Origin of the sequence: Streptomyces sp. WELS2 (assembly GCF_013870595.1) — a bacterium.
Classification (GTDB): Bacteria; Actinomycetota; Actinomycetes; order Streptomycetales; family Streptomycetaceae; genus Streptomyces.
In genome coordinates, this window is the sequence record NZ_JACBWZ010000042.1 from 1 (window position 1) to 19,410 (window position 19,410).

Below are 19,410 nucleotides of genomic sequence, written 5' to 3' on the forward strand. Positions count from 1 at the left end.
GAACTGCTCGACCTCCAGGAAGTCGGCGTCCACGCGGCCACCGACCACGGCAACGGGCGGGTGGCCCTGGCCCTGCGCGAGGTCTACGGCCTGCCGGTGGTCTACGAGGTGCGGGGCTTCCTGGAGGAGACCTGGCTGAGCCAGGACCCGGCGCGCACCGCCGCGGACCCGGTCTACCGCGGGCGGCGGGAACTGGAGACGTACTGCATGCGCCGGGCCGATCTGGTGCTGACGCTGGGCGCCGCGATGAAGGCCGAGATCGTGGCGCGCGGGGTGCCCGAGGAGCGGGTGCTGATCGTGCCGAACGCCGTGGACGCGGCGTTCCTCGGGCCGCCGCCGGACGGGGCCGCGGTGCGGGCCCGCCTCGGGATCGCCCCGGAGGCGTTCGTGGTGGGCACGGTCGGCAGCCTCACCCCGCACGAGGGGATCGGCACATTGCTCCATGCGGGTGTAGAGCTGCGGCGGCGCGGGGTGCCGCTGCGGCTGCTGATCGTCGGGGACGGTCCGGAGCGGGCGCGGCTGGAGTACCTGGCCGCCCGGCTGGGCCTGGCCGACGACGGTACCGCCGTGTTCACCGGGCGCGTGCGGCACAGCCAAGTCCGGGATCACTACGCGGCGTTGGATGTGTTCGCGGTGCCCCGCACCCACGCCCGGGTGTGCCGTCTGGTGACCCCGCTCAAGCCGGTCGAGGCGATGGCGGGCGGGCTTCCCGTGCTGGCCAGCGACCTCCCGGCGCTGCGGGAGCTGGTCGAACACGAGGTGAACGGACGGCTGATTCCCGCTGAATCGCCACAAGCCTGGGCGGATGAACTCGAAAGGGTGCTTTACAGTCATAAGCGGCGGCTCGATTGGGGAGCCGCCGCCCGCGCGAGGGTCGCGCGGGAACGCACCTGGGACCGGGTCGCAGCGACGACCCGCGAGGCGTATCGCTCGCTGGGCTGCCTCTGACACCCGGCGAACCCCCACCAGTGCTGCCGCGAAGGCCGGGTGAATCCCTATGCAGGTCGAACCGACCCCCTTGTTCGGGGACATGGAAGCGCCGCCACCGTACGGAGAGGTGGAACTCGCCGTGATCGGGCTCGGCTACGTCGGACTGCCACTGGCCCGCGAGGCGGCCTCGGTCGGCCTGCGCGTGGTCGGCCTGGACCGTGACCCACGGGTCGTCGCCGGGCTCAACTCCGGCCGCTCGCACGTCGGTGACGTATCCGACGAGGAGGTGCGCCGGATGCGGGCGGCCGGTTTCACCGCCACCCGCGACGACGCCTGCCTGGCGGGCGCGCAGACCGTGGTGATCTGCGTGCCGACCCCGCTCGGCGAGGACGGCGGCCCCGACCTGGACGCGGTCGTCTCGGCCACCCGGGCGGTGGCCGGCCGGCTGCGCCCCGGACAGCTGGTGGTACTGGAGTCGACCACGTACCCGGGCACCACCGAGGAGGTCGTACGGCCGCTGCTGGAGGAGTCCGGGCTGCGGGCCGGCGAGGACTTCGCGCTCGCCTTCTCGCCCGAGCGGATCGACCCCGGCAACACCCAGCACGGGCTGCGCGACACCCCGAAGGTGGTCGGCGGCTGCACCGCGGCGTGCGCGGTGCGCGCGGTCGCCTTCTACGCCAAGTTCGTGAACATGGTGGTCCAGGCGAAGGGCACCCGCGAGGCCGAGATGGCCAAGCTGCTGGAGAACACCTACCGGCATGTGAACATCGCACTGGTCAACGAACTGGCCATCATCAGCCGCGAGTTGCAGGTGGACGTGTGGGACGCGATCCGCTGCGCGGGCACCAAGCCCTTCGGCTTCCAGGCCTTCCGGCCGAGCCCCGGGGTGGGCGGGCACTGCATCCCGATCGACCCCAACTACCTGTCGTACAAGGTGCGTTCGTCACTGGGGTACGACTTCCGGTTCGTCGGGCTGGCCCAGGAGATCAACCGGCGGATGCCGGAGTACGTGGTGCGCCGCGCCCAGGACCTGCTCAACTCCGCCGGCCGCCCGCTGCACGGCTCCCGGGTGCTGCTGCTCGGTGTCACCTACAAGCCGGACGTCGCCGACCTGCGCGAGACCCCGGCGGAGCCGGTGGCCCGGCTGCTGCGGGAACGGCAGGCCGCCGTCGCCTTCCACGACCCGCGGGTGCCGCGGTGGTCGGTGGACGGGGCGGAGGTGCCCCGCGTCGGCGACCTCGCGGCCGCGCTGCGCGAGTACGACCTGACGATCCTGCTCCAGGACCACTCCGCCTACGACCTGACGGCCCTCGCGGACACCGCGCGGCTGCTGTTCGACACCCGCGGGCGAATCAGCAAGCCCGGCGTCGAAGTGCTGTAGGCCCTCGCGATCTCCGTGCCGTCGGCGCGTCCGCCGCGACCGCCGGGGGCCGCGAGGCGTCGTCCGAGTCACCCAACGGCGGCGCGAACACCGTCGCGGGCAGCGGTACGGAACGGTCGTCCTCCCCGGACCCCGCGTTCGTGTCGGTCCCGGCCCAGGGCGTGGCACCCTCGGGCACCTCCGCGGGAGCGGGCACTCCCGGCCCACCGGCCGAGCCCGGAGCACCCGGCACCGAACCCGCGCCCGAAGCCGCAGCCGCAGCCGCAGCAGGCGCCTCCGTGTTCGACGAGCCCGGACCCGCCGTCAGGTCCGACACCCCCGTCGAACCGCTCGGCCCGGCCGGCTCCCCCGCTCCCCGTTCCCCCGACCCCAGCTTGTCCGACGCCTCCTGCAACCACTCCGGAGGAGTCAGCAGGAACGACGTCTGGTTGAGGTCCAGCCGCGCGGGCGCCGGCACCGCGTCCTGCGGTTCGCCGGCCCGGCCGTACTCCTCCTCGTACCGGCGGATCACCTCACCCACCGGCAGCGCGGGCCACAACGTGGCCTCCCCGCTGTCCCGGGCGATCACCAGCCGCTGACCGCCCGCGTCCGAACGCGGACCCTCCGCACGGTCCTCGCCCCACACCACGAACCCCAGCCCGAACTCCCGCACCCGCACCTCACGATGCTGGTACACGGGCACGTCGCCGTTGATCCACTCCTCGGCGCGCTCCTGCGCCTGCGCGTACGTCACCATCGCGTGCAGCTCACTCCCCCACCGGGCCGGAAGACACCGGGACGACCCGGACGAAGCCGCCGTCCACCATCAGACCGGCCACCGTCTCCAGCTCCGGCGGATTACCGGCCAGCCGGGACAGGAACGCGTCGAAGTCGTCACCGCACGGCAGCAACAGACGCTCCACCCGCTCCGCCGGCGGCCACGACGGATCCACGTCCCGCACATCGTCGTACGCGCAGAACCACACCGAACCGGCCCGCTCGCCCTTCACCTTCACCGCGAGCAGCCCGCCCTGCACGAACCCCACCCCGAGGTAATCCTTCGTCAGGTGGTCGCGCAGACACTTGTTCACGTACACCAGGTCGTTGACCGCGGCCTCGTCCCGCACCGTGAAGAACGGCTGGTCCACCAGCAGCCCCAGCCCGGCGTCCAGCGCCGCGCCCACCGGCGCACAACCGCCCGCCGCCTTCAGGAACGAACGGTACGCGCCGGGCAACCGGTAACCCAGGTCCTCCTCGATCCCCTGCACCTGCGCCTCCGTCACCGCCACACCCGACTTCGGCAGCCCGAAGTGCGCCGGCCGCGACTCCTGCAACGGCCGCGTCCCGCGCTTGGCGTGGTCCACCACCGCCGTCGCCACCCCGCCGTGATGCCTCAGCAGCGCCTTCACCTCGACCGGGATCAGCTCCAGCCGCCGGGTACCCGCCACGTGATGCCACGTCCAGCCATGCGGCGTCGCCACATTCGGCACCGTGTCCCACAACTCGTGCCCCGCCGCCGCCAGCGCCGCGTTCGCCGACACATAATCCGTCAGCCGCAGTTCATCGACCCCGAAACCCTCCGGCGGCTCGGCGATCTCCACCGCCACGCGCGCGTACGGCGAGAAATCCGGGTAACCCCGCTCGTCGACCCGCACCCCCCTCGGGTGACGTGCCGCCCGGACCGGATCCGGAAAGTGCACGACCTGCCCGGCGTAGGCCGCGTTCGGCGGCGCGGCTCGCTGTCCGAGCCGACCTGTCGTCATGGCGGATGCCCCCTGCGGCGTTCTCTCTGGCCTTCAACGGCGCTGTCGATCGCGGACGGCGCCCAGCCTATGCGGTACGCCCACCCCGGTCACCGGCCCACCGCGACCCCACCCGGCTCCCCTTCCCACAGCCCACCCGCTCCGGCGGCCGTCCCGGCACCCACCACCGTGACCAGCCGTCACCCCACCGTCACACCCCGCCCCGCACCACGCGTGTCACCCCGCCCCAGCTTCCCCACCAGCCACGGCATTTGGCACCCTAAGTCCTTCGGGGGGATGCCCCAGGGGAGGGACAACGATCATGACGACCTTGCAGACCGGAGGTGCCGACGTGCGGGCCGGCGACCCTCGCATCGACTGGAGCGGCACCGAGACACCCCCCACCCCCACCCTCCGGCACCGCCGCTACGGCATCCTGCCCGCCATCGCCGCCGCCCTCTCCGTCCGCGGCACCACCCTCACCTGCACCGCCGCCCGCGGCGACCAGCCCCCCACCCTGCACCCCCTCGTCCAGGACTTCCTCGACACCCTCACCAGCGCCCAGCGCGACCGCTTCACCGGACGCTGCGCCGAGACCATCCTCATCTCCCGCCACCTCACCACCGCCGACGCCGCCCGCAGCAAACGCGCCGCCCGCAGACCCATGACCAACGGCGAAGCCCGCAAAGCCCTCAAACACGCCAAACTCACCACCCGCCGCATACGCGAGGACGGCGACCCCCTGCACGGCCGCTTCGCCACCCCCTGCCGCGCCTGCACCGCCCTCAGCGCCCACTTCGGCGTCCGCATCGTCGACCCCACCCCCGCCGACGGCTGACCCGCCCCCACCGCCGGCCGCCCCCACCACCACGAACCACCCGGCACACTCGACGAACGAAGGGCAGATGCACCCCGACCGCACCTCCACGCGCTTCCCCGTACCCGTCGACGCCGCCCTGCGCGCCGCCGGCTGGCAACCCGGACGCTGGGACATCAAACAAGCCGAGATCTGGGCCGACGCCCTGCGCACCCACACCTCACCCGCCGGACACCGGCACACCGTCTTCCCCGCAGCCGTCGAAGCCTGGGCCGAATTCGGCGGCCTCACCATCACCCCCACCGGCACCGGCCGCCAGATCGCCCCCGCCACCCTCCACCTCGACCCCCTGCACGGCCTCCACCTCGCCCGCACCCTCGGCGACCTCGGCCACGCCCTCGGCACCCAGCTCTGCCCCCTCGGCGAGGAAACCGGCACCGCCGCCCTCCTCGCCATCGACACCGAAGGCCGCGTCTACACCATCGACCACACCGGCGACTGGTACACCGGCCCCGACATCGACCACGCCCTGACCGCCCTCATCACCGGCATCCAGCCCGTACGCCTCACCGCCGGCTGACCCCCGCGCGCCCCCGCCTCACGCCGCCGGAATCACCGCCGACACCCGGAACCCACCCGCCTCCGTCGGCCCCGACACGAACACACCACCCAGCGCCACGACCCGCTCCCGCATCCCCACCAGGCCGTTCCCACCCGACGGCAGCCCCGCCGCCGACGCCGACGCCGGCTCCGGCGGCGGCTCGTTCTCCACCTGCATCGCGATCTCCGACACCCGGTGCGCCAGCCGCACATACGTCTTCGCACCCGCCGCGTGCTTGTGGACGTTCGTCAACGCCTCCTGCACCACCCGGTACGCCGTCTGCTCGACCTCCGCCGGATACGACCGCACCTCCCCCTCCACCGACAGATCCACCACCATCCCCGCGGCGGCCGACTGCCCGACCAACTCCTCCAGCTCCGACAGACACGGCCCCTCCGCCGCCCCCGCCTCGGCCGCCGCACGGGACACCGCCGCCCGCGACGCCGCCGCCTCGGCCGCCTCCCCCACCGCCGCCAACGGCACCCCCGACGCACGCCGCACCACGCCCTCACCCGCCCGCAGCACCCCGAGCATCTCCCGCAACTCCGTCAGCGCCTGCCGCCCCATGTCCCCCACCAGAGCCGCGTTCCGCACCGCCTTCTCCGGATCCTTCCGCGCCACCGCCTGCAACGCCGCAGCGTGCACCACCATCAGACTCACCCGGTGCGCCACCACGTCGTGCATCTCCCGCGCGATCCGCGTCCGCTCCTCGTTGCGCGCCCACTCGGCCCGCTCCTCCGCCCGCTCCGCGAGCAGCTGAAGCTCCCGCTCCAACGAATCCGCCCGCTCCCTGAGGCTCTCCATCAACCGCCGCCGCGCCCCCACGTACAACCCCAGCAGCACCGGCGGAGCCGTCAGCCCCAGCGCTGTCGTCACCGCCGCGAACGGCAGGAACCAGTCACCCAGCGTGAGATCACCGCGCGCCATGTCCTGCCGCACCCGCACGAACGTCACCACCGCCGTGCCCAGCAACGACATCCCCGACAACGCCCCGATCACCCGGCGCGGCAGCTCGCACGACGCCAGCGTGTACAGGCCGACGACACCCATCAGGAAGCCCATCTCGGCCGGCGTCACCGCGATCGCCACCAGCACCACGGCGATCGGCCACTTCCGCCGCACCAGCAGCACCGCACCGGCGATCAGCCCGAACACCAGGCCCACGGAGACCGGGATCCCCGCCTCCCGGGCGAACGGAACCCCCTCCGCGGCACACTCCGCGGCGGACAGCAGCGCGAGACCCCCGTCGAGCACCGCGCTGCGCCACCTGGCCCACCACCAGGGGCCGGTCAGGGCCCTGGCGTGCTCTTCCCCCGTCGTGGTCATGCCTCCAGCCTACGGGCGACGGGTGCGGCTTTTCCGGCGACTTTCACCTACCTCCACAGACCACACTCCGTAACCGAACGACATCGAAACCTCCCCCTATCCCTCGAACTGGTGAACCTTTCCCGTTCGACCCCGGAACCTCCCATTCCGGCCGGACGGTATGCCCATGGCACGGACATACGGCAAATACGCCGACTTCGAGGGACTGCGGGAACGGGCGGTGGCGCTGCGGCGGGAAGGACTGAGCCGGCGCCAGATCCGCGACCGGCTGCACGTCGACAACAACGACATCCTCAACCGCCTCCTGGCAGGCGAGCCGCCACCCGAGTGGACAAAGCGCCCCAACGCCAAGGACGACCTGCGGGACCGGGCGAGGCAGCTGCGCCTCCAGGGCTGGACGTACGACCGCATCCAGCTGGAGCTGGGGTGCTCCAAGAGCTCGATCTCGCTGTGGGTACGGGATCTGCCGAGGCCGGAGCGACGCGATCCGGCCGAGCAGGCGAAGCTCGCATCGCGAAAGAGGTGGGAACACGAGCTGGCGGTCCGTGACGAGGAGCGGCGCGAGACGAAGAAGGCGGCGAGAGAAGAGATCGGCGAAGTCTCCGAGCGCGAACTGTTCATCGCGGGTGTCGCCCTGTACTGGGCCGAGGGTTCGAAGGACAAACCGCACGCCCGCCGGGAGCGGGTCGTTTTCGTCAACAGCGACCCCGACATGATCCGCTTGTTCCTGGCCTGGCTGGATCTGGTGCGAGTGGAACGCGACCACGTGAGTTATCGGCTGATGATTCACGAGTCGGCCGACGTGGAGGACGCCGAGAAGTATTGGGCCGGCGTTGTCGGCGCCGGGCTCGACCGCTTCGGCAAAACCACCCTGAAGCGACACAACCCGAAGACCGTCCGCAAGAACACCGGCGAGAGTTATCGAGGGTGTCTCGTCATCATCGTGCGGCAAAGCGCCGGGCTGTACCGTCGCATTGAGGGCTGGTGGTACGGCATAGTAGGTGCTGCCACCGCGCCCGATCTAGGAAATCGGACATAGCGGTAATCCCGGGTCGTCTAAGGGCAAGACGTCAGATTTTGGCTCTGATTATGGGGGTTCGAGTCCTCCCCCGGGAGCACATCCTCAGTTCGGGTCCTGACCGGCAACACCGCGTCAGGGCCCGCCCCCATCTCCCCCACCCCTCCCCCCGGTATCCTGCGGCTGTCACCCACCCACCCCCAGCCGAAGGGCAACCCCGTGAGTGCCATCCGCCCGGCAGCCGTCGTCGTTCTCGCAGCGGGTGAGGGCACCCGTATGAAGTCGGCCACACCCAAGGTCCTGCACGAGATCTGCGGCCGCTCCCTCGTCGGCCATGTGCTGGCCGCAGCCCGCGCGCTGACCCCCGAGAACCTCGTCGTCGTGGTCGGTCACGCCCGCGAGCAGGTGAGCGCCCACCTCGCCGGGATCGACCCGGACACCAGGACCGCCGTGCAGGCGGAGCAGAACGGCACGGGGCACGCCGTGCGGATGGGCCTGGAGGAGCTGGGCGGTGCCGTGGACGGCACGGTCGTGGTGGTGTGCGGGGACACCCCGCTGCTGACCGCCGAGACGCTTCAGCGGCTCACCGGGACGCATCACGCGGACGGCAACGCCGTGACCGTGCTGACGGCCGAGGTGCCGGACGCGACCGGCTACGGCCGGATCGTGCGGGACGAGGCGACGGGTGCCGTCACCGCGATCGTGGAGCACAAGGACGCGACCGACGCGCAGCGCTCGATCCGGGAGATCAACAGCGGTGTGTTCGCGTTCGACGGGCAGTTGCTGGCGGACGCGCTGAAGAAGGTGCGCACGGACAACAGCCAGGGCGAGGAGTACCTGACGGACGTGCTCGGGATCCTGCGGGACGCCGGGCACCGGGTCGGCGCGTCGGTCGCGGCCGATCACCGGGAGATCGCGGGTATCAACAACCGGGTGCAGCTGGCCGAGGCGCGCCGCATCCTGAACGACCGGCTGCTGACGCGGGCGATGCTGGACGGTGTGACGGTGGTCGATCCGGCGACCACCTGGGTGGATGTGACCGTGTCGTTCGAGCGGGACGCGGTGGTGCATCCGGGTACGCAGCTGACCGGGTCGACGCATCTGGGCGAGGGCGCCGAGGTCGGGCCGAACAGCCGGCTGAGGGACACGCACGTGGGCGCGGGGGCGCGGGTGGACAACACGGTGTCGGACGGGGCGCGGATCGGCGCGGGGGCGAGTGTGGGGCCGTACGCGTATCTGCGTCCGGGTACCCGGCTGGGTGCGAAGGGCAAGATCGGGACGTACGTCGAGACGAAGAACGCGTCGATCGGGGAGGGCACGAAGGTGCCTCACCTGTCGTATGTGGGGGACGCGACGATCGGTGAGTACACGAACATCGGCGCGGCGAGCGTGTTCGTGAACTATGACGGGCAGGACAAGCATCACACGACGATCGGGTCGCACTGCCGGACGGGTTCGGACAACATGTTTGTGGCTCCTGTCACGGTCGGGGACGGTGCGTACACCGCCGCCGGGTCGGTGATCACGAAGGATGTGCCGCCGGGTTCGCTGGCCGTGGCCCGTGGCCAGCAGCGGAATATCGAGGGTTGGGTGGCCCGGAAGCGGCCGGGGAGCGCGGCGGCGAAGGCGGCCGAGGCGGTGTCCCGGCGTGGCGAGAGCGAGGACTGACCGGAAACGTGTGCGCCAAAGTCGGCGTACCGTGATAAGTGCACATCCGCACATGTGCACCCCGCACCCTTACCAGCTGATTCGGCCTCTCATGCCCAGCCGAGAGGTCGCCGAGCAGCCGGCTGGCTGAGACAACCTCTGAGGAGACTGTGCTGTGACCGGGATCAAGACGACCGGCGAGAAGAAGTTGATGTTCTTCTCCGGCCGCGCCCACCCCGAGCTTGCCGAGGAGGTCGCCCAGCAGCTGGGTGTCGGGGTCGTCCCGACGAAGGCCTTCGACTTCGCGAACGGTGAGATCTACGTCCGTTACCAGGAGTCGGCGCGTGGTGCGGACTGCTTTGTGATCCAGAGCCACACGGCTCCGATCAATCAGTGGATCATGGAGCAGTTGATCATGATCGATGCGCTGAAGCGGGCTTCGGCGCGGTCGATCACCGTCATCGTGCCGTTCTACGGTTACGCGCGGCAGGACAAGAAGCACCGGGGTCGTGAACCGATCTCGGCGCGTCTGATCGCGGATCTGATGAAGACGGCGGGTGCCGACCGCATCCTGACGGTGGATCTGCACACGGATCAGATCCAGGGCTTCTTCGACGGTCCGGTGGACCATCTGTTCGCGCTGCCGCTGCTGGCGGACTACGTGGGCAAGAAGGTGGACCGGGACAAGCTGACGGTGGTGTCCCCGGACGCGGGCCGGGTGCGGGTGGCGGACCGGTGGTGTGACCGGCTCGGTGCGCCGCTGGCGATCGTGCACAAGCGGCGTGACAAGGACGTGGCGAACCAGGTGACGGTCCACGAGGTCGTGGGCGAGGTCAAGGGCCGCGTGTGTGTGCTGGTGGACGACATGATCGACACCGGTGGCACGATCTGCGCGGCGGCCGACGCGCTGTTCGCGCACGGTGCGGAGGACGTCATCGTGACGGCGACGCACGGTGTGCTGTCGGGTCCGGCGGCGGACCGGCTGAAGAACTCGCGGGTGAGCGAGTTCGTGTTCACGAACACGCTGCCGACGCCGGCGGAGCTGGGCCGGGATCTGGACAAGATCACGGTGCTGTCGATCGCTCCGACGATCGCGAGTGCGGTGCGTGAGGTGTTCGAGGATGGTTCGGTGACGAGCCTCTTCGACGAGCAGTGAGGTTTCTGCTGCGCCGCGCCGCGGGTTAGCGGTTGATCGTTTTGAGTGCGGCCTCCCCCTCCGAGTAGACTGCCCGAGTTGCTCGGCGAGGGAGGCCGTACTCGTGTCTGCGAATACGGCGGTCCGTTATCGACGCGCTCTTCGTAGCAGGCCGTTCGTGGCCGGGTGACCACGTCCGTTCCGAGATCCTACGAGGAGTGATCCATATGTCCGAGGTGAAGCTCGCCGCCGAGACCCGCACCGAGTTCGGCAAGGGTGCGGCCCGTCGCATCCGCCGTGACAACAAGGTGCCGGTCGTTCTGTACGGCCACGGCTCCGAGCCGGTGCACCTGACCCTGCCGGGTCACGAGCTGCTGCTGGCGCTGCGTACGCCGAACGTCCTGATCTCCCTGGACATCGACGGCAAGACCAACGAGCTGGCGATTCCGAAGGCCGTGCAGCGTGACCCGCTGAAGGGCTTCCTGGAGCACGTGGACCTGCTGCTGGTCAAGCGTGGCGAGAAGGTCCAGGTCGAGATCCCGGTGCACACCGAGGGCGAGCTGGCCCCGGGTGGCAACCTGCTGGAGCACGTCCTGGACGCGCTGCCGGTCGAGGCCGAGGCCACGCACATCCCGGAGGCCGTGACCGTCTCCGTCGAGGGTCTGGAGGCCGGTGCCTCGATCCACGCCAAGGACATCACGCTGCCGAACGGCGTGTCGCTGGCCGTGGACGAGGACGCCGTCGTCATCCAGGTGCTGCAGGCGCAGGCCGAGGAGACCGAGGGCGAGTCCGCCGAGGGTGAAGAGGCCGCCGAGGCCTGAGCCTCGTAGTCGTCGTTTCGTCAGCCGCTGTTCCCGTGGGGGGCAGCGGCTGGCGCGTATCAAGGAGAGATGGACGTGACCACTCCCGCCAGTGCCCCCTGGCTGATCGTCGGGCTCGGCAATCCGGGGCCGGAGTACGCGATGAACCGGCACAATGTCGGCTTCATGGTGGTGGACCTGCTCGCGGAGCGGATCGGGGGGAAGTTCAAGCGGGCGGGCAAGGCGCAGGCGCAGGTGCTGGAGGGCCGGGTGGGTCCGGCCGGGCCGGCGAGCCGCCGGGTGATCCTGGCGAAGCCGATGTCGTTCATGAATCTGTCCGGTGGTCCGGTGAACGCGCTGCGGGATTTCTACAAGGTTCCGGTGGGGAACATCGTGGCGGTCCATGACGAGCTGGACATCGACTACGGCACGCTGCGGCTGAAGCTGGGCGGCGGGGACAACGGGCACAACGGTCTGAAGTCGATGACGAAGGCGATGGGGCCGGATTATCACCGGGTGCGGTTCGGGATCGGCCGGCCGCCGGGGCGGATGCAGGTGGCCGATTTCGTGCTGAAGGACTTCTCGTCGGCGGAGCGCAAGGAGCTGGACTACTTCGTGGACCGTGCGGCGGACGCGGTGGAGTGCCTGGTGGGCGAGGGGCTGGAGCGGGCGCAGAGCGCGTACAACTCGTGAGGGCCGGGTGCGGGTGGGCGGGGTGTCGTACAACTCGTGACTTGTCCGCCCAGGCCGGCCGCCGGAGTTGACCGCTCGCAGGGGTATGGCCAATGATCCCGGCCATGCCTGCCACCGCCAGTACCGCTCGTCAGGCGTCCGGGACCGCGTTGCGGTTCGGCCGGGTCGCCGTGATGGGTGCGCTCGCCGCGCTGATCCTGTTCGCCGGGGTGTGGGGTTCCTGGGGGACCGCACAGCACGTGATGCTGGCGAAGGGGCGTGAGTCCGGCACGGTGCGGGTGACGCGGTGTGCCGGGGACGTCTGTACGGGGCCGTTCACGCCGGCGTCGGCGGGGGGACGGGCCCGTGCCGGTGTGGAGCTGGACAGGTCGGTGGCGGTGCGCGCGGGGGCGGTGTACGACGTGGTGCTGAAGCCCGGTACGGGGGAGGCGGTGCGGTCGGGTCCGGCGGGGATCCTGCTGGCGTGGCTGCCGCTGGGCGGGGCGCTGCTGCTGGCGTCGGTGGTGGTCGCGGGCGGGATGCGGCTGACGCGGCCGGCGTGGGTGCTGGGGCTGGCCGGTGCGGGGCTGCTGACGGCGGCGTTCGTGGCGGTGCAGTGAGCCGAGCCGGGAGAAGGGGGTGCCCCCGGGGTCGTACGACCTCGGGGGCACCCTTTTTCGCGGGTTTCCGGCCGGTGATGATCAGCCGGTGTTGCGCAGGCCCGCCGCCACGCCGTTGACGGTGAGGAGCAGGGCGCGGGAGAGCAGCGGGTCGGGGGTGACGCCGGCCGCGACCGCGTCGCGCTGCCGCTTGAGCAGGGCGACCTGGAGGTAGGAGATGGGGTCCAGGTAGGCGTCGCGGATGGCGAAGGTCTGCTTGAGGACGGGCTGGGCGTCCAGCAGTTCCTTCTCGCCGGTGACCTTCAGGACCTCGGCGACGGTCAGCTCGTGTTCGGCCTGGATGGTGTCGAAGACGTGCTTGAGCTCGTCGGGGACGAGGGTGTCGACGTAGTGCCGGGCGATCCGCAGGTCCGTCTTGGCGAGGGTCATCTCGACGTTGGAGATGAAGTTGCGGAAGAAGTGCCACTCCTGGTGCATCTCGTCGAGCACGGTGTCCAGACCGGCCTCGCGCAGGGCCTTCAGGCCGGAGCCGACGCCGAACCAGCCGGGGACGATCTGCCGGGACTGGGTCCAGCCGAACACCCAGGGGATGGCGCGCAGGCCGTCGAGCGAGACGCCGGAGCCGGGGCGGCGGGAGGGCCGGGAGCCCAGGTGCAGGTCGGCGAGCTGGTCGACCGGCGTCGACGCGAGGAAGTACGTCGGCAGGTCCGGGTCCTCGACCAGGCGGCGGTAGGCGGCGTGGGCGGCGTCGGAGACGACGTCCATGGCCGCGTCCCAGCGGGCGAGGGCCTCGTCGGACTGACGGGGGGCGGTGTGCAGGGCGGAGGCCTGCAGGGTGGCCGCGACCGTCAGTTCCAGGTTCTCCCGGGCGAGGGAGGGGATGAGGTACTTGTCGGAGATGACCTCGCCCTGCTCGGTGACCTTGATCTCGCCTTCCAGGGTGCCCCAGGGCTGGGCGAGGATGGCGTCGTGGGAGGGGCCGCCGCCGCGGCCGACGGTGCCGCCGCGGCCGTGGAAGAGGCGCAGCCGGACGCCGTAGCGGTGGGCGACGTCGCGCAGCCGGCGCTGGGCGCGGTGGATCTCCCACTGGCTGGTGGTGATGCCGCCGAACTTGGAGGAGTCGGAGTAGCCGAGCATGACCTCCTGGACGTCGCCCCGGAGCGCGACCAGGCGCCGGTAGGACGGGTCGGAGAGCATGTCCTCCAGGATGGTGTCGGCGGCCTTCAGCTCGTCGGTGGTCTCCAGCAGGGGGACGATGCCGATCTTCGCCCAGCCGGCGTGCAGGTCGATGAGGCCGGCCTCGCGGGCGAGGACGGTGGCGGCGAAGACGTCGTCGGCGCCCTGGCACATGGAGATGATGTAGGACTCGATGACCTCGGGGCCGAAGACCTCCAGGGCCTTCTTGACCGTCTGGAAGACGCCGAGGGTCTTCTGTCCGGCGGCGTCGACGGGGGCCGGGGTGGGGGCGAGCGGCCTTCTGGAGCGCAGTTCCTTGGCGAGGAGCTTGGCCCGGTACTCGCGGGGCATGTCGGCGTAGCGCCAGGACTCCTCGCCGAGCCGGTCGAAGAGCTGGCCGAGGGCGTGGTGGTGGGCGTCGGCGTGTTCGCGGACGTCCATGGTGGCGAGCTGGAGGCCGAAGGCGGCCAGGGTGCGGATGGTGCGGGCCAGGCGGCCGTCGGCGAACAGGCCGCCGCGGTGTTCGCGCAGGGAGGCCTGGATGATCCTGAGGTCCTTCAGCAGCTCGGCGGTGCCGAGGTAGTCGCGGCCGTCCTCGTGCGGGGTGCCCTTGGCGAGGCGCTGCTTGGTGTTGACCAGCTTCTGCCGGACGCAGGTGGCCTTGAGCCGGTAGGGCTCCTCGGCGTTGAGGCGCTTGTAGCGGGGGCTGATCTCGGGGAGCAGCTCGAGGTCCTGCTGGAGGGAGTCGAGCAGTTCCCGGGTGGCTCCGGTGTAGCGGATGGAGTTGGAGAGCAGGCCGCGCAGTTCGTCGATCGTCTCCAGGGCGTCGTTGATGCCGTGTTCGTGCTGGAGGATCAGGATGTCCCAGGTGACCTGGGGGGTGACGTTGGGGTTGCCGTCGCGGTCGCCGCCGATCCAGGTGCCGAAGGTGAGCGGGCGGGTGTCGTCGGGGAGCTTGACGCCGACGCGCTCGAGTTCGGCGGTGAGGTCCTCCAGGACGTCGCCGACGGCGCCGGCGTGCAGTTCGTCCAGGTAGTAGATGGCGTTGCGGGCCTCGTCGGCGGGTTCGGGGCGTACGACGCGCAGCTCGTCGGTCTGCCAGACGAGGTCGATGTTCTCGGCGAGGCGGACGTCGTGGCGGCGGCGGTCGCTGTCGAGGACGGGGGTGTCCAGGAGGGCCGCGATGCGCCGCAGCTTGTTGAGCACGGACCGGCGGGCGGCCTCGGTGGGGTGGGCGGTGAAGACCGGGCGGACGTTGAGGTTCTGCACGGTCTGGCGCAGGTGCTCGGGGTCGGCGTCCTTGAGCCGGTCGGCGGTGCGGGCGAGCAGGCCGCCCTCGGCGGCACGGCGGGCGCGCAGCTCGCGGCCGCGGTGCACCTGCTCGGTGACGTTGGCGAGGTGGAAGTAGGTGGAGAAGGCGCGGACCAGCTTGGCCGCGGTCTCCAGTTCGGTGCCACGCAGCAGCTCGGCGGCGGCTTCGCCGTCCTCGCGGGTGAGGCGGCGGACCTTCTCGACCAGTTCGAGGAGTTCGGGGCCCTCCTGCCGGACGAGGGTCTCGCCCAGGAGGTCGCCCAGCCGGCGGATGTCGGCGCGCAGCTCGCTGCTGGTTGTGGTGGTCTGGTCGTCGGCACTGCTCACAGGTTGCGGCTCCTTGCAGTGTTGAAGCTCGGCTGGCGGGGAACCCGGCCGGCCACCGCGCGGCGGGGCGCCGCATACGGGCCGTGGCGTCCGGGAAGGAAACTTCAGCGGACCGCGCTGTCCGACCGTTTCCAAGGATAGGTGGCGATGTGGACGCGCAGGGTCTGGGGCTCTTGCCGCGGCATGACGCACTGCCATACTTACGATGCCGTAGGTTACGGAACCGTAGGGAAGTACCGTCGAGTCCCGTCCGGTCCCGGCTGCCCCGGCATTCCGACTCGACTCTCGACCCCACAGGGGACGCGTATGACCTCAAGCTCCGATGTGATCGCCGAGGCCCGTGAGGCCACCGACACGGCTGCTCCCTCCGCCACGCTGGGCGGTGAGCAGAAGCGTTCGATCGAGCAGATCACGCTGCTGCTCTTCATCACCGTGCCGTTCCTGGCGCTGGTGGCGGCGGTGCCGCTGGCCTGGGGATGGGGGGTGAGCTGGCTCGATCTGGGCCTGCTGGTGTTCTTCTACTTCCTCGGCTGCCATGGGATCACGATCGGTTTCCACCGGTATTTCACCCATGGCTCGTTCAAGGCCAAGCGGCCGCTGCGGATCGCGCTGGCGATCATGGGGTCGCTGGCGGTGGAGGGGCCGGTGGTGCGGTGGGTCGCCGATCACCGCAAGCATCACAAGTTCTCCGACGCCGAGGGCGACCCGCACTCCCCGTGGCGGTTCGGGGAGACGGTTCCGGCGCTGATGAAGGGCCTGTGGTGGGCGCACATCGGCTGGATGTTCGACGAGGAGCAGACCCCGCAGGACAAGTACGCCCCGGATCTGATCAAGGACCCGGCCATCCGGGCGATCTCCCGGCAGTTCGTGATGTGGACGCTGGTGTCGCTGCTGCTGCCGCCGCTGATCGGCGGTCTGGTGACGATGTCGTGGTGGGGCGCGTTCACCGCGTTCTTCTGGGGTTCACTCGTGCGGGTGGCGCTGTTGCACCATGTGACGTGGTCGATCAACTCGATCTGCCACGCGGTGGGCAAGCGGCCGTTCAAGTCGCGGGACCGTTCGGGCAACGTGTGGTGGCTGGCGATCCTGTCCTGCGGCGAGTCCTGGCACAACCTGCACCACGCCGACCCGACCTCGGCGCGGCACGGGGTGATGCGCGGCCAGCTGGACTCCTCGGCGCGGTTCATCCGCTGGTTCGAGCTGCTGGGCTGGGCGTATGACGTGCGCTGGCCGTCACGCTCGCGTATCGATTCGCGGCGGAACACCGGCGATGGCGGCTCCCGGCGCCGGAGGGAACCCGCCGAGGCGGCATGATTGACGCCGTGGCGACCGACTCCAGCAGCACTTCAGGCAACGACAAGCAGCGGCGGACCCGCCGGACCCGTATGACCGGTGCCGAGCGCCGCCAGCAGCTGCTGGAGATCGGTCGCACCCTCTTCGCGGCGAAGGGCTTCGAGGGCACGTCGGTGGAGGAGATCGCGGCGAAGGCCGGGGTGTCCAAGCCGGTGGTGTACGAGCACTTCGGCGGGAAGGAGGGGCTGTACGCGGTGGTGGTGGACCGGGAGATGCGGCGCCTGCTGGACATGGTGACCGGCTCGCTGACCGCCGGCCATCCGCGTGAGCTGTGCGAGCAGGCGGCGTTCGCGCTGCTGGACTACATCGAGGAGTACACGGACGGGTTCCGCATCCTGGTCCGTGACTCGCCCATCCCGCAGTCCACGGGGTCCTTCGCGTCCCTGATCTCCGATATCGCGACCCAGGTGGAGGACATCCTGGGCCGCGAGTTCAAGTCGCGGGGCTTCGATCCGAAGCTGGCCCCGCTCTACGCCCAGGCGCTGGTCGGGATGGTGGCGCTGACCGGGCAGTGGTGGCTGGACGTGCGCCGGCCGAAGAAGGCGGAGGTGGCGGCGCACCTGGTGAACCTGGCGTGGCACGGCCTGGACGGCCTGGAGCAGAAGCCACGGTTGATAGGCCACCGCAAGGCGTAGGGCGTGAACTCGGTTCACAGCCCCCTTTCTCGGCGTTCCCATTCACAGCGCCCTCATCACAACGTTCCCTTCACAGCACCTCCGTCACAGCGCCTCCGTCACAGCGCCTCCGTCACAGGGGTCGCTTCACAGCGACCGCGAACAGGCGGCGGAACGGCAGGACCGTGCCGTAGGCGGCGCTCGGGTAGGCGGTGCGCAGCAGGGTGCGGTACTCGGCGAGGAACGCCTCGCGCGCCTCGGGGTCGTCGGCGAGCGCGGTGAGGGCGGGCCGCAGCGCGGTGCCCTTCGCCCAGTCGAGCACCGGGTCCTCGCCCCGGAGGACGTGCTGGTAGGTGGTCTGCCACACATCGGTCTCGCAGCCCAGGCGGGCGAGGCGGTCCAGGTAGAAGCCGGGGGTGTGCACCGAGTCGGTGGCGCGTGTGGCGCCGGCGAGGCGGGAGCGCCAGCGGGGGGTGGCGGCGAGGTCGCGCAGCAGGGTGTGCAGCGGGGCGCCGAGGTTGTCGGGGACCTGGAAGGCGAGGGCGCCGCCGGGCGTGAGGGCCGAGGTCCAGTCGGCGAACCGGTCGGCGTGGCCCGGCACCCACTGCAGGGTGGCGTTGGAGACGATCAGGTCGTACGGCTCCCCGGGCGTCCAGGTCCGTGCGTCGGCGTGGGCGAAGTCCAGCCGGCCGCCGCCTTCCGTGGGGCCCTCGTGGTCGGCGCGGGCCCGGTCGAGCATCTCGGGGGAGTTGTCGTACCCGGTGACGCGGGCGGTGGGCCATCGTCCGGCGAGCAGGGCGGTGACGTTGCCGGGGCCGCAGCCGAGGTCGGCGACGCGGGGGCGGTCGCGGGGCGGGTCCGGAAGGCGCGCGAGGAGGTCGGTGAAGGGGCGGGTGCGGTGGCCGGCGTGGCGGAGGTACTGGGCGGGGTCCCAGCGGGGTGTGGTCATGGGTCCACTGTCCCCCGCAAAGTATCTCCACTTCAAGAGGCTCGACATCAAGAGACTTCACGTCGACACAACCACTACACTGATCTCCATGGAGGACGAGGTCGATCGGCTGGTCGCAGCGTGGCGCCGGGAGCGCCCGGACCTCGACGTGGAGCCGCTGGAAGTGCTGAGCCGGGTGAGCCGACTCGCCCGGCATCTGGACCGTGCCCGCCGGCTCGCCTTCTCCGAGCACCAGCTGGAGCCCTGGGAGTTCGACGTGCTGACCGCGCTGCGGCGCGCGGGCACGCCGTACCAGCTCTCCCCCGGCCAGCTGCTGACGCAGACCCTGGTCACCTCGGGCACGATGACCAACCGCATCGACCGGCTGGCGAAGAAGGGCCTGGTGGAGCGGCTGCCCGACCCCAGCGACCGCCGTGGCGTGCTGGTCCGGCTGACCGACGAGGGCCGGGACCGCGCGGACCAGGCGCTGGCGGGACTGCTGGAGCAGGAGCGGGCGATCCTGGCCGAGCTGTCCCGGGCCCAGCGCGCGGAACTGGCCGGGCTGCTACGCCAGCTGACCGCCCCGTTCGACAACATCCCCGGCTAGGTCCACCGGCCCCACCCCGGCCCGCCGGGCGAGCGCGACGGCCGCCAGCGTGGAGTGGACGCCCAGCTTGCCCAGGACGTTCTGCATATGGGTGCGGACGGTGTGCGGGGAGAGGAACAGCCGCTCGGCGACGGCCTTGCGGCCCAGCCCGGCGACCATGCAGCGCAGCACCTCCCGCTCCCTGGGGGTGAGGGACTCCACCAGCCGCTCGCTCTCGGTGCGGTGCCGGCGGGCCGCCGTCAGCTCCTTGAGCACCCCGGTGAGCAGCGCGGGCGGCAGATGGGTCTCGTCGCGCAGCACACCCCGTATCACCGTCAGCAGCCGGGACAGCGAGGAGTCCTTGGCGACCCAGCCGGAGGCGCCGGCCTGGAGGGCGAGGGCCGCGCGGCGCTGCTCGGCGTCGACGCCCTGCGCGACATCCCGTAC

At 71.0% G+C, this 19,410-nt stretch carries 19 protein-coding genes and 1 tRNA gene; 14 read left to right on the top strand and 6 right to left on the bottom strand.

Annotated features, from left to right (window positions below; translation table 11 throughout):
- Positions 1-948, top strand: a 948-nt coding sequence (locus H5J33_RS04740; protein ID WP_181793519.1) for a glycosyltransferase, incomplete at its 5' end; no start/stop codon positions are given.
- An 82-nt stretch (positions 949-1,030) separates the two neighbouring features.
- Positions 1,031-2,311, top strand: coding sequence for a nucleotide sugar dehydrogenase (locus H5J33_RS04745; protein WP_181793536.1), 1,281 nt, complete (start codon positions 1,031-1,033; stop codon positions 2,309-2,311).
- On the opposite strand, the gene H5J33_RS04750 is transcribed toward H5J33_RS04745, so the two are convergent.
- Together H5J33_RS04750 and H5J33_RS04755 are read right to left on the bottom strand one after the other, a co-directional pair.
- Positions 2,283-3,047 carry a hypothetical protein gene (locus tag H5J33_RS04750; RefSeq protein ID WP_181793520.1) on the bottom strand — a complete coding sequence of 255 codons (765 nt, stop codon included), beginning with the start codon at positions 3,045-3,047 and terminating at the stop codon, positions 2,283-2,285. The genes H5J33_RS04745 and H5J33_RS04750 overlap by 29 nt on opposite strands.
- A gap of 10 nt (positions 3,048-3,057) precedes the next feature.
- A complete protein-coding gene (locus H5J33_RS04755) occupies positions 3,058-4,053 on the bottom strand; it encodes an SMI1/KNR4 family protein (RefSeq protein WP_181793521.1) in 996 nt (331 codons plus the stop codon).
- A 301-nt stretch (positions 4,054-4,354) separates the two neighbouring features.
- Between H5J33_RS04755 and H5J33_RS04760 the strand changes: the two genes are divergently transcribed.
- Both H5J33_RS04760 and H5J33_RS04765 read left to right on the top strand, forming a co-directional pair.
- A complete protein-coding gene (locus tag H5J33_RS04760) occupies positions 4,355-4,870 on the top strand; it encodes a YwqJ-related putative deaminase (RefSeq protein WP_181793522.1) in 516 nt (171 codons plus the stop codon).
- Positions 4,871-4,937: 67 nt separating this feature from the next.
- The gene (locus H5J33_RS04765) at positions 4,938-5,429 is read left to right on the top strand and encodes an SUKH-3 domain-containing protein (RefSeq protein WP_181793523.1); all 492 of its coding nucleotides are present in this window, start codon (positions 4,938-4,940) and stop codon (positions 5,427-5,429) included.
- An 18-nt stretch (positions 5,430-5,447) separates the two neighbouring features.
- On the opposite strand, the gene H5J33_RS04770 is transcribed toward H5J33_RS04765, so the two are convergent.
- Positions 5,448-6,776 (bottom strand): sensor histidine kinase, encoded by a 1,329-nt coding sequence (locus tag H5J33_RS04770; protein WP_181793524.1) that lies wholly within the window; start codon positions 6,774-6,776, stop codon positions 5,448-5,450.
- 166 nt (positions 6,777-6,942) lie between these two features.
- Here H5J33_RS04770 and H5J33_RS04775 point away from each other — a divergent pair, with 166 nt between their 5' ends.
- From H5J33_RS04775 to H5J33_RS04805, 7 genes are all read left to right on the top strand, one after another.
- The gene (locus H5J33_RS04775) at positions 6,943-7,815 is read left to right on the top strand and encodes a hypothetical protein (RefSeq protein WP_181793525.1); all 873 of its coding nucleotides are present in this window, start codon (positions 6,943-6,945) and stop codon (positions 7,813-7,815) included.
- 6 nt (positions 7,816-7,821) lie between these two features.
- Positions 7,822-7,892, top strand: a tRNA-Gln gene (locus H5J33_RS04780).
- A gap of 121 nt (positions 7,893-8,013) precedes the next feature.
- Positions 8,014-9,462 carry a bifunctional UDP-N-acetylglucosamine diphosphorylase/glucosamine-1-phosphate N-acetyltransferase GlmU gene (glmU, locus tag H5J33_RS04785; protein ID WP_181793526.1) on the top strand — a complete coding sequence of 483 codons (1,449 nt, stop codon included), beginning with the start codon at positions 8,014-8,016 and terminating at the stop codon, positions 9,460-9,462.
- A gap of 154 nt (positions 9,463-9,616) precedes the next feature.
- A complete protein-coding gene (locus H5J33_RS04790) occupies positions 9,617-10,597 on the top strand; it encodes a ribose-phosphate diphosphokinase (RefSeq protein ID WP_181793527.1) in 981 nt (326 codons plus the stop codon).
- 206 nt (positions 10,598-10,803) lie between these two features.
- Positions 10,804-11,397 (top strand): 50S ribosomal protein L25/general stress protein Ctc, encoded by a 594-nt coding sequence (locus tag H5J33_RS04795; RefSeq protein WP_181793528.1) that lies wholly within the window; start codon positions 10,804-10,806, stop codon positions 11,395-11,397.
- A 69-nt stretch (positions 11,398-11,466) separates the two neighbouring features.
- Positions 11,467-12,069: an aminoacyl-tRNA hydrolase gene (pth, locus tag H5J33_RS04800; protein WP_181793529.1), complete on the top strand. Its 603-nt coding sequence runs from the start codon at positions 11,467-11,469 to the stop codon at positions 12,067-12,069.
- Positions 12,070-12,161: 92 nt separating this feature from the next.
- On the top strand, positions 12,162-12,668 hold the full coding sequence (locus H5J33_RS04805) for a hypothetical protein (protein ID WP_181793530.1): 507 nt from the start codon (positions 12,162-12,164) through the stop codon (positions 12,666-12,668).
- 81 nt (positions 12,669-12,749) lie between these two features.
- On the opposite strand, the gene ppc is transcribed toward H5J33_RS04805, so the two are convergent.
- Positions 12,750-15,482 carry a phosphoenolpyruvate carboxylase gene (ppc, locus tag H5J33_RS04810; protein WP_181793531.1) on the bottom strand — a complete coding sequence of 911 codons (2,733 nt, stop codon included), beginning with the start codon at positions 15,480-15,482 and terminating at the stop codon, positions 12,750-12,752.
- Positions 15,483-15,788: 306 nt separating this feature from the next.
- Between ppc and H5J33_RS04815 the strand changes: the two genes are divergently transcribed.
- Both H5J33_RS04815 and H5J33_RS04820 read left to right on the top strand, forming a co-directional pair.
- On the top strand, positions 15,789-16,796 hold the full coding sequence (locus H5J33_RS04815; protein ID WP_181793532.1) for an acyl-CoA desaturase: 1,008 nt from the start codon (positions 15,789-15,791) through the stop codon (positions 16,794-16,796).
- Entirely contained in the window at positions 16,793-17,470 is a 678-nt protein-coding gene (locus H5J33_RS04820; protein ID WP_181793533.1) for a TetR/AcrR family transcriptional regulator, read from the top strand. The genes H5J33_RS04815 and H5J33_RS04820 overlap by 4 nt, the downstream gene beginning before the upstream one ends.
- Positions 17,471-17,582: 112 nt before the next feature.
- Here H5J33_RS04820 and H5J33_RS04825 read toward each other — a convergent pair whose 3' ends face one another.
- Positions 17,583-18,398: a trans-aconitate 2-methyltransferase gene (locus tag H5J33_RS04825; protein ID WP_181793534.1), complete on the bottom strand. Its 816-nt coding sequence runs from the start codon at positions 18,396-18,398 to the stop codon at positions 17,583-17,585.
- An 88-nt stretch (positions 18,399-18,486) separates the two neighbouring features.
- Between H5J33_RS04825 and tamR the strand changes: the two genes are divergently transcribed.
- Positions 18,487-18,984 (top strand): MarR family transcriptional regulator TamR, encoded by a 498-nt coding sequence (tamR, locus tag H5J33_RS04830; RefSeq protein WP_030616064.1) that lies wholly within the window; start codon positions 18,487-18,489, stop codon positions 18,982-18,984.
- Here tamR and H5J33_RS04835 read toward each other — a convergent pair.
- Positions 18,943-19,410, bottom strand: a 468-nt coding sequence (locus tag H5J33_RS04835; RefSeq protein ID WP_181793535.1) for a response regulator transcription factor, incomplete at its 5' end; no start/stop codon positions are given. The two genes, tamR and H5J33_RS04835, sit on opposite strands and share 42 nt — an antisense overlap.

Bases quoted from the DNA above. Each gene is read 5' to 3' on its own strand.
- H5J33_RS04745 (WP_181793536.1), top strand. From the start codon at position 1,031: ATGGAAGCGCCGCCACCGTACGGAGAGGTGGAACTCGCCGTGATCGGG.
- H5J33_RS04750 (WP_181793520.1), bottom strand. From the start codon at position 3,047: ATGGTGACGTACGCGCAGGCGCAGGAGCGCGCCGAGGAGTGGATCAAC.
- H5J33_RS04755 (WP_181793521.1), bottom strand. From the start codon at position 4,053: ATGACGACAGGTCGGCTCGGACAGCGAGCCGCGCCGCCGAACGCGGCC.
- H5J33_RS04760 (WP_181793522.1), top strand. From the start codon at position 4,355: ATGACGACCTTGCAGACCGGAGGTGCCGACGTGCGGGCCGGCGACCCT.
- H5J33_RS04765 (WP_181793523.1), top strand. From the start codon at position 4,938: ATGCACCCCGACCGCACCTCCACGCGCTTCCCCGTACCCGTCGACGCC.
- H5J33_RS04770 (WP_181793524.1), bottom strand. From the start codon at position 6,776: ATGACCACGACGGGGGAAGAGCACGCCAGGGCCCTGACCGGCCCCTGG.
- H5J33_RS04775 (WP_181793525.1), top strand. From the start codon at position 6,943: ATGGCACGGACATACGGCAAATACGCCGACTTCGAGGGACTGCGGGAA.
- H5J33_RS04795 (WP_181793528.1), top strand. From the start codon at position 10,804: ATGTCCGAGGTGAAGCTCGCCGCCGAGACCCGCACCGAGTTCGGCAAG.
- pth (WP_181793529.1), top strand. From the start codon at position 11,467: ATGGACGTGACCACTCCCGCCAGTGCCCCCTGGCTGATCGTCGGGCTC.
- H5J33_RS04805 (WP_181793530.1), top strand. From the start codon at position 12,162: ATGATCCCGGCCATGCCTGCCACCGCCAGTACCGCTCGTCAGGCGTCC.
- H5J33_RS04815 (WP_181793532.1), top strand. From the start codon at position 15,789: ATGACCTCAAGCTCCGATGTGATCGCCGAGGCCCGTGAGGCCACCGAC.
- H5J33_RS04820 (WP_181793533.1), top strand. From the start codon at position 16,793: ATGATTGACGCCGTGGCGACCGACTCCAGCAGCACTTCAGGCAACGAC.
- H5J33_RS04825 (WP_181793534.1), bottom strand. From the start codon at position 18,398: ATGACCACACCCCGCTGGGACCCCGCCCAGTACCTCCGCCACGCCGGC.
- tamR (WP_030616064.1), top strand. From the start codon at position 18,487: ATGGAGGACGAGGTCGATCGGCTGGTCGCAGCGTGGCGCCGGGAGCGC.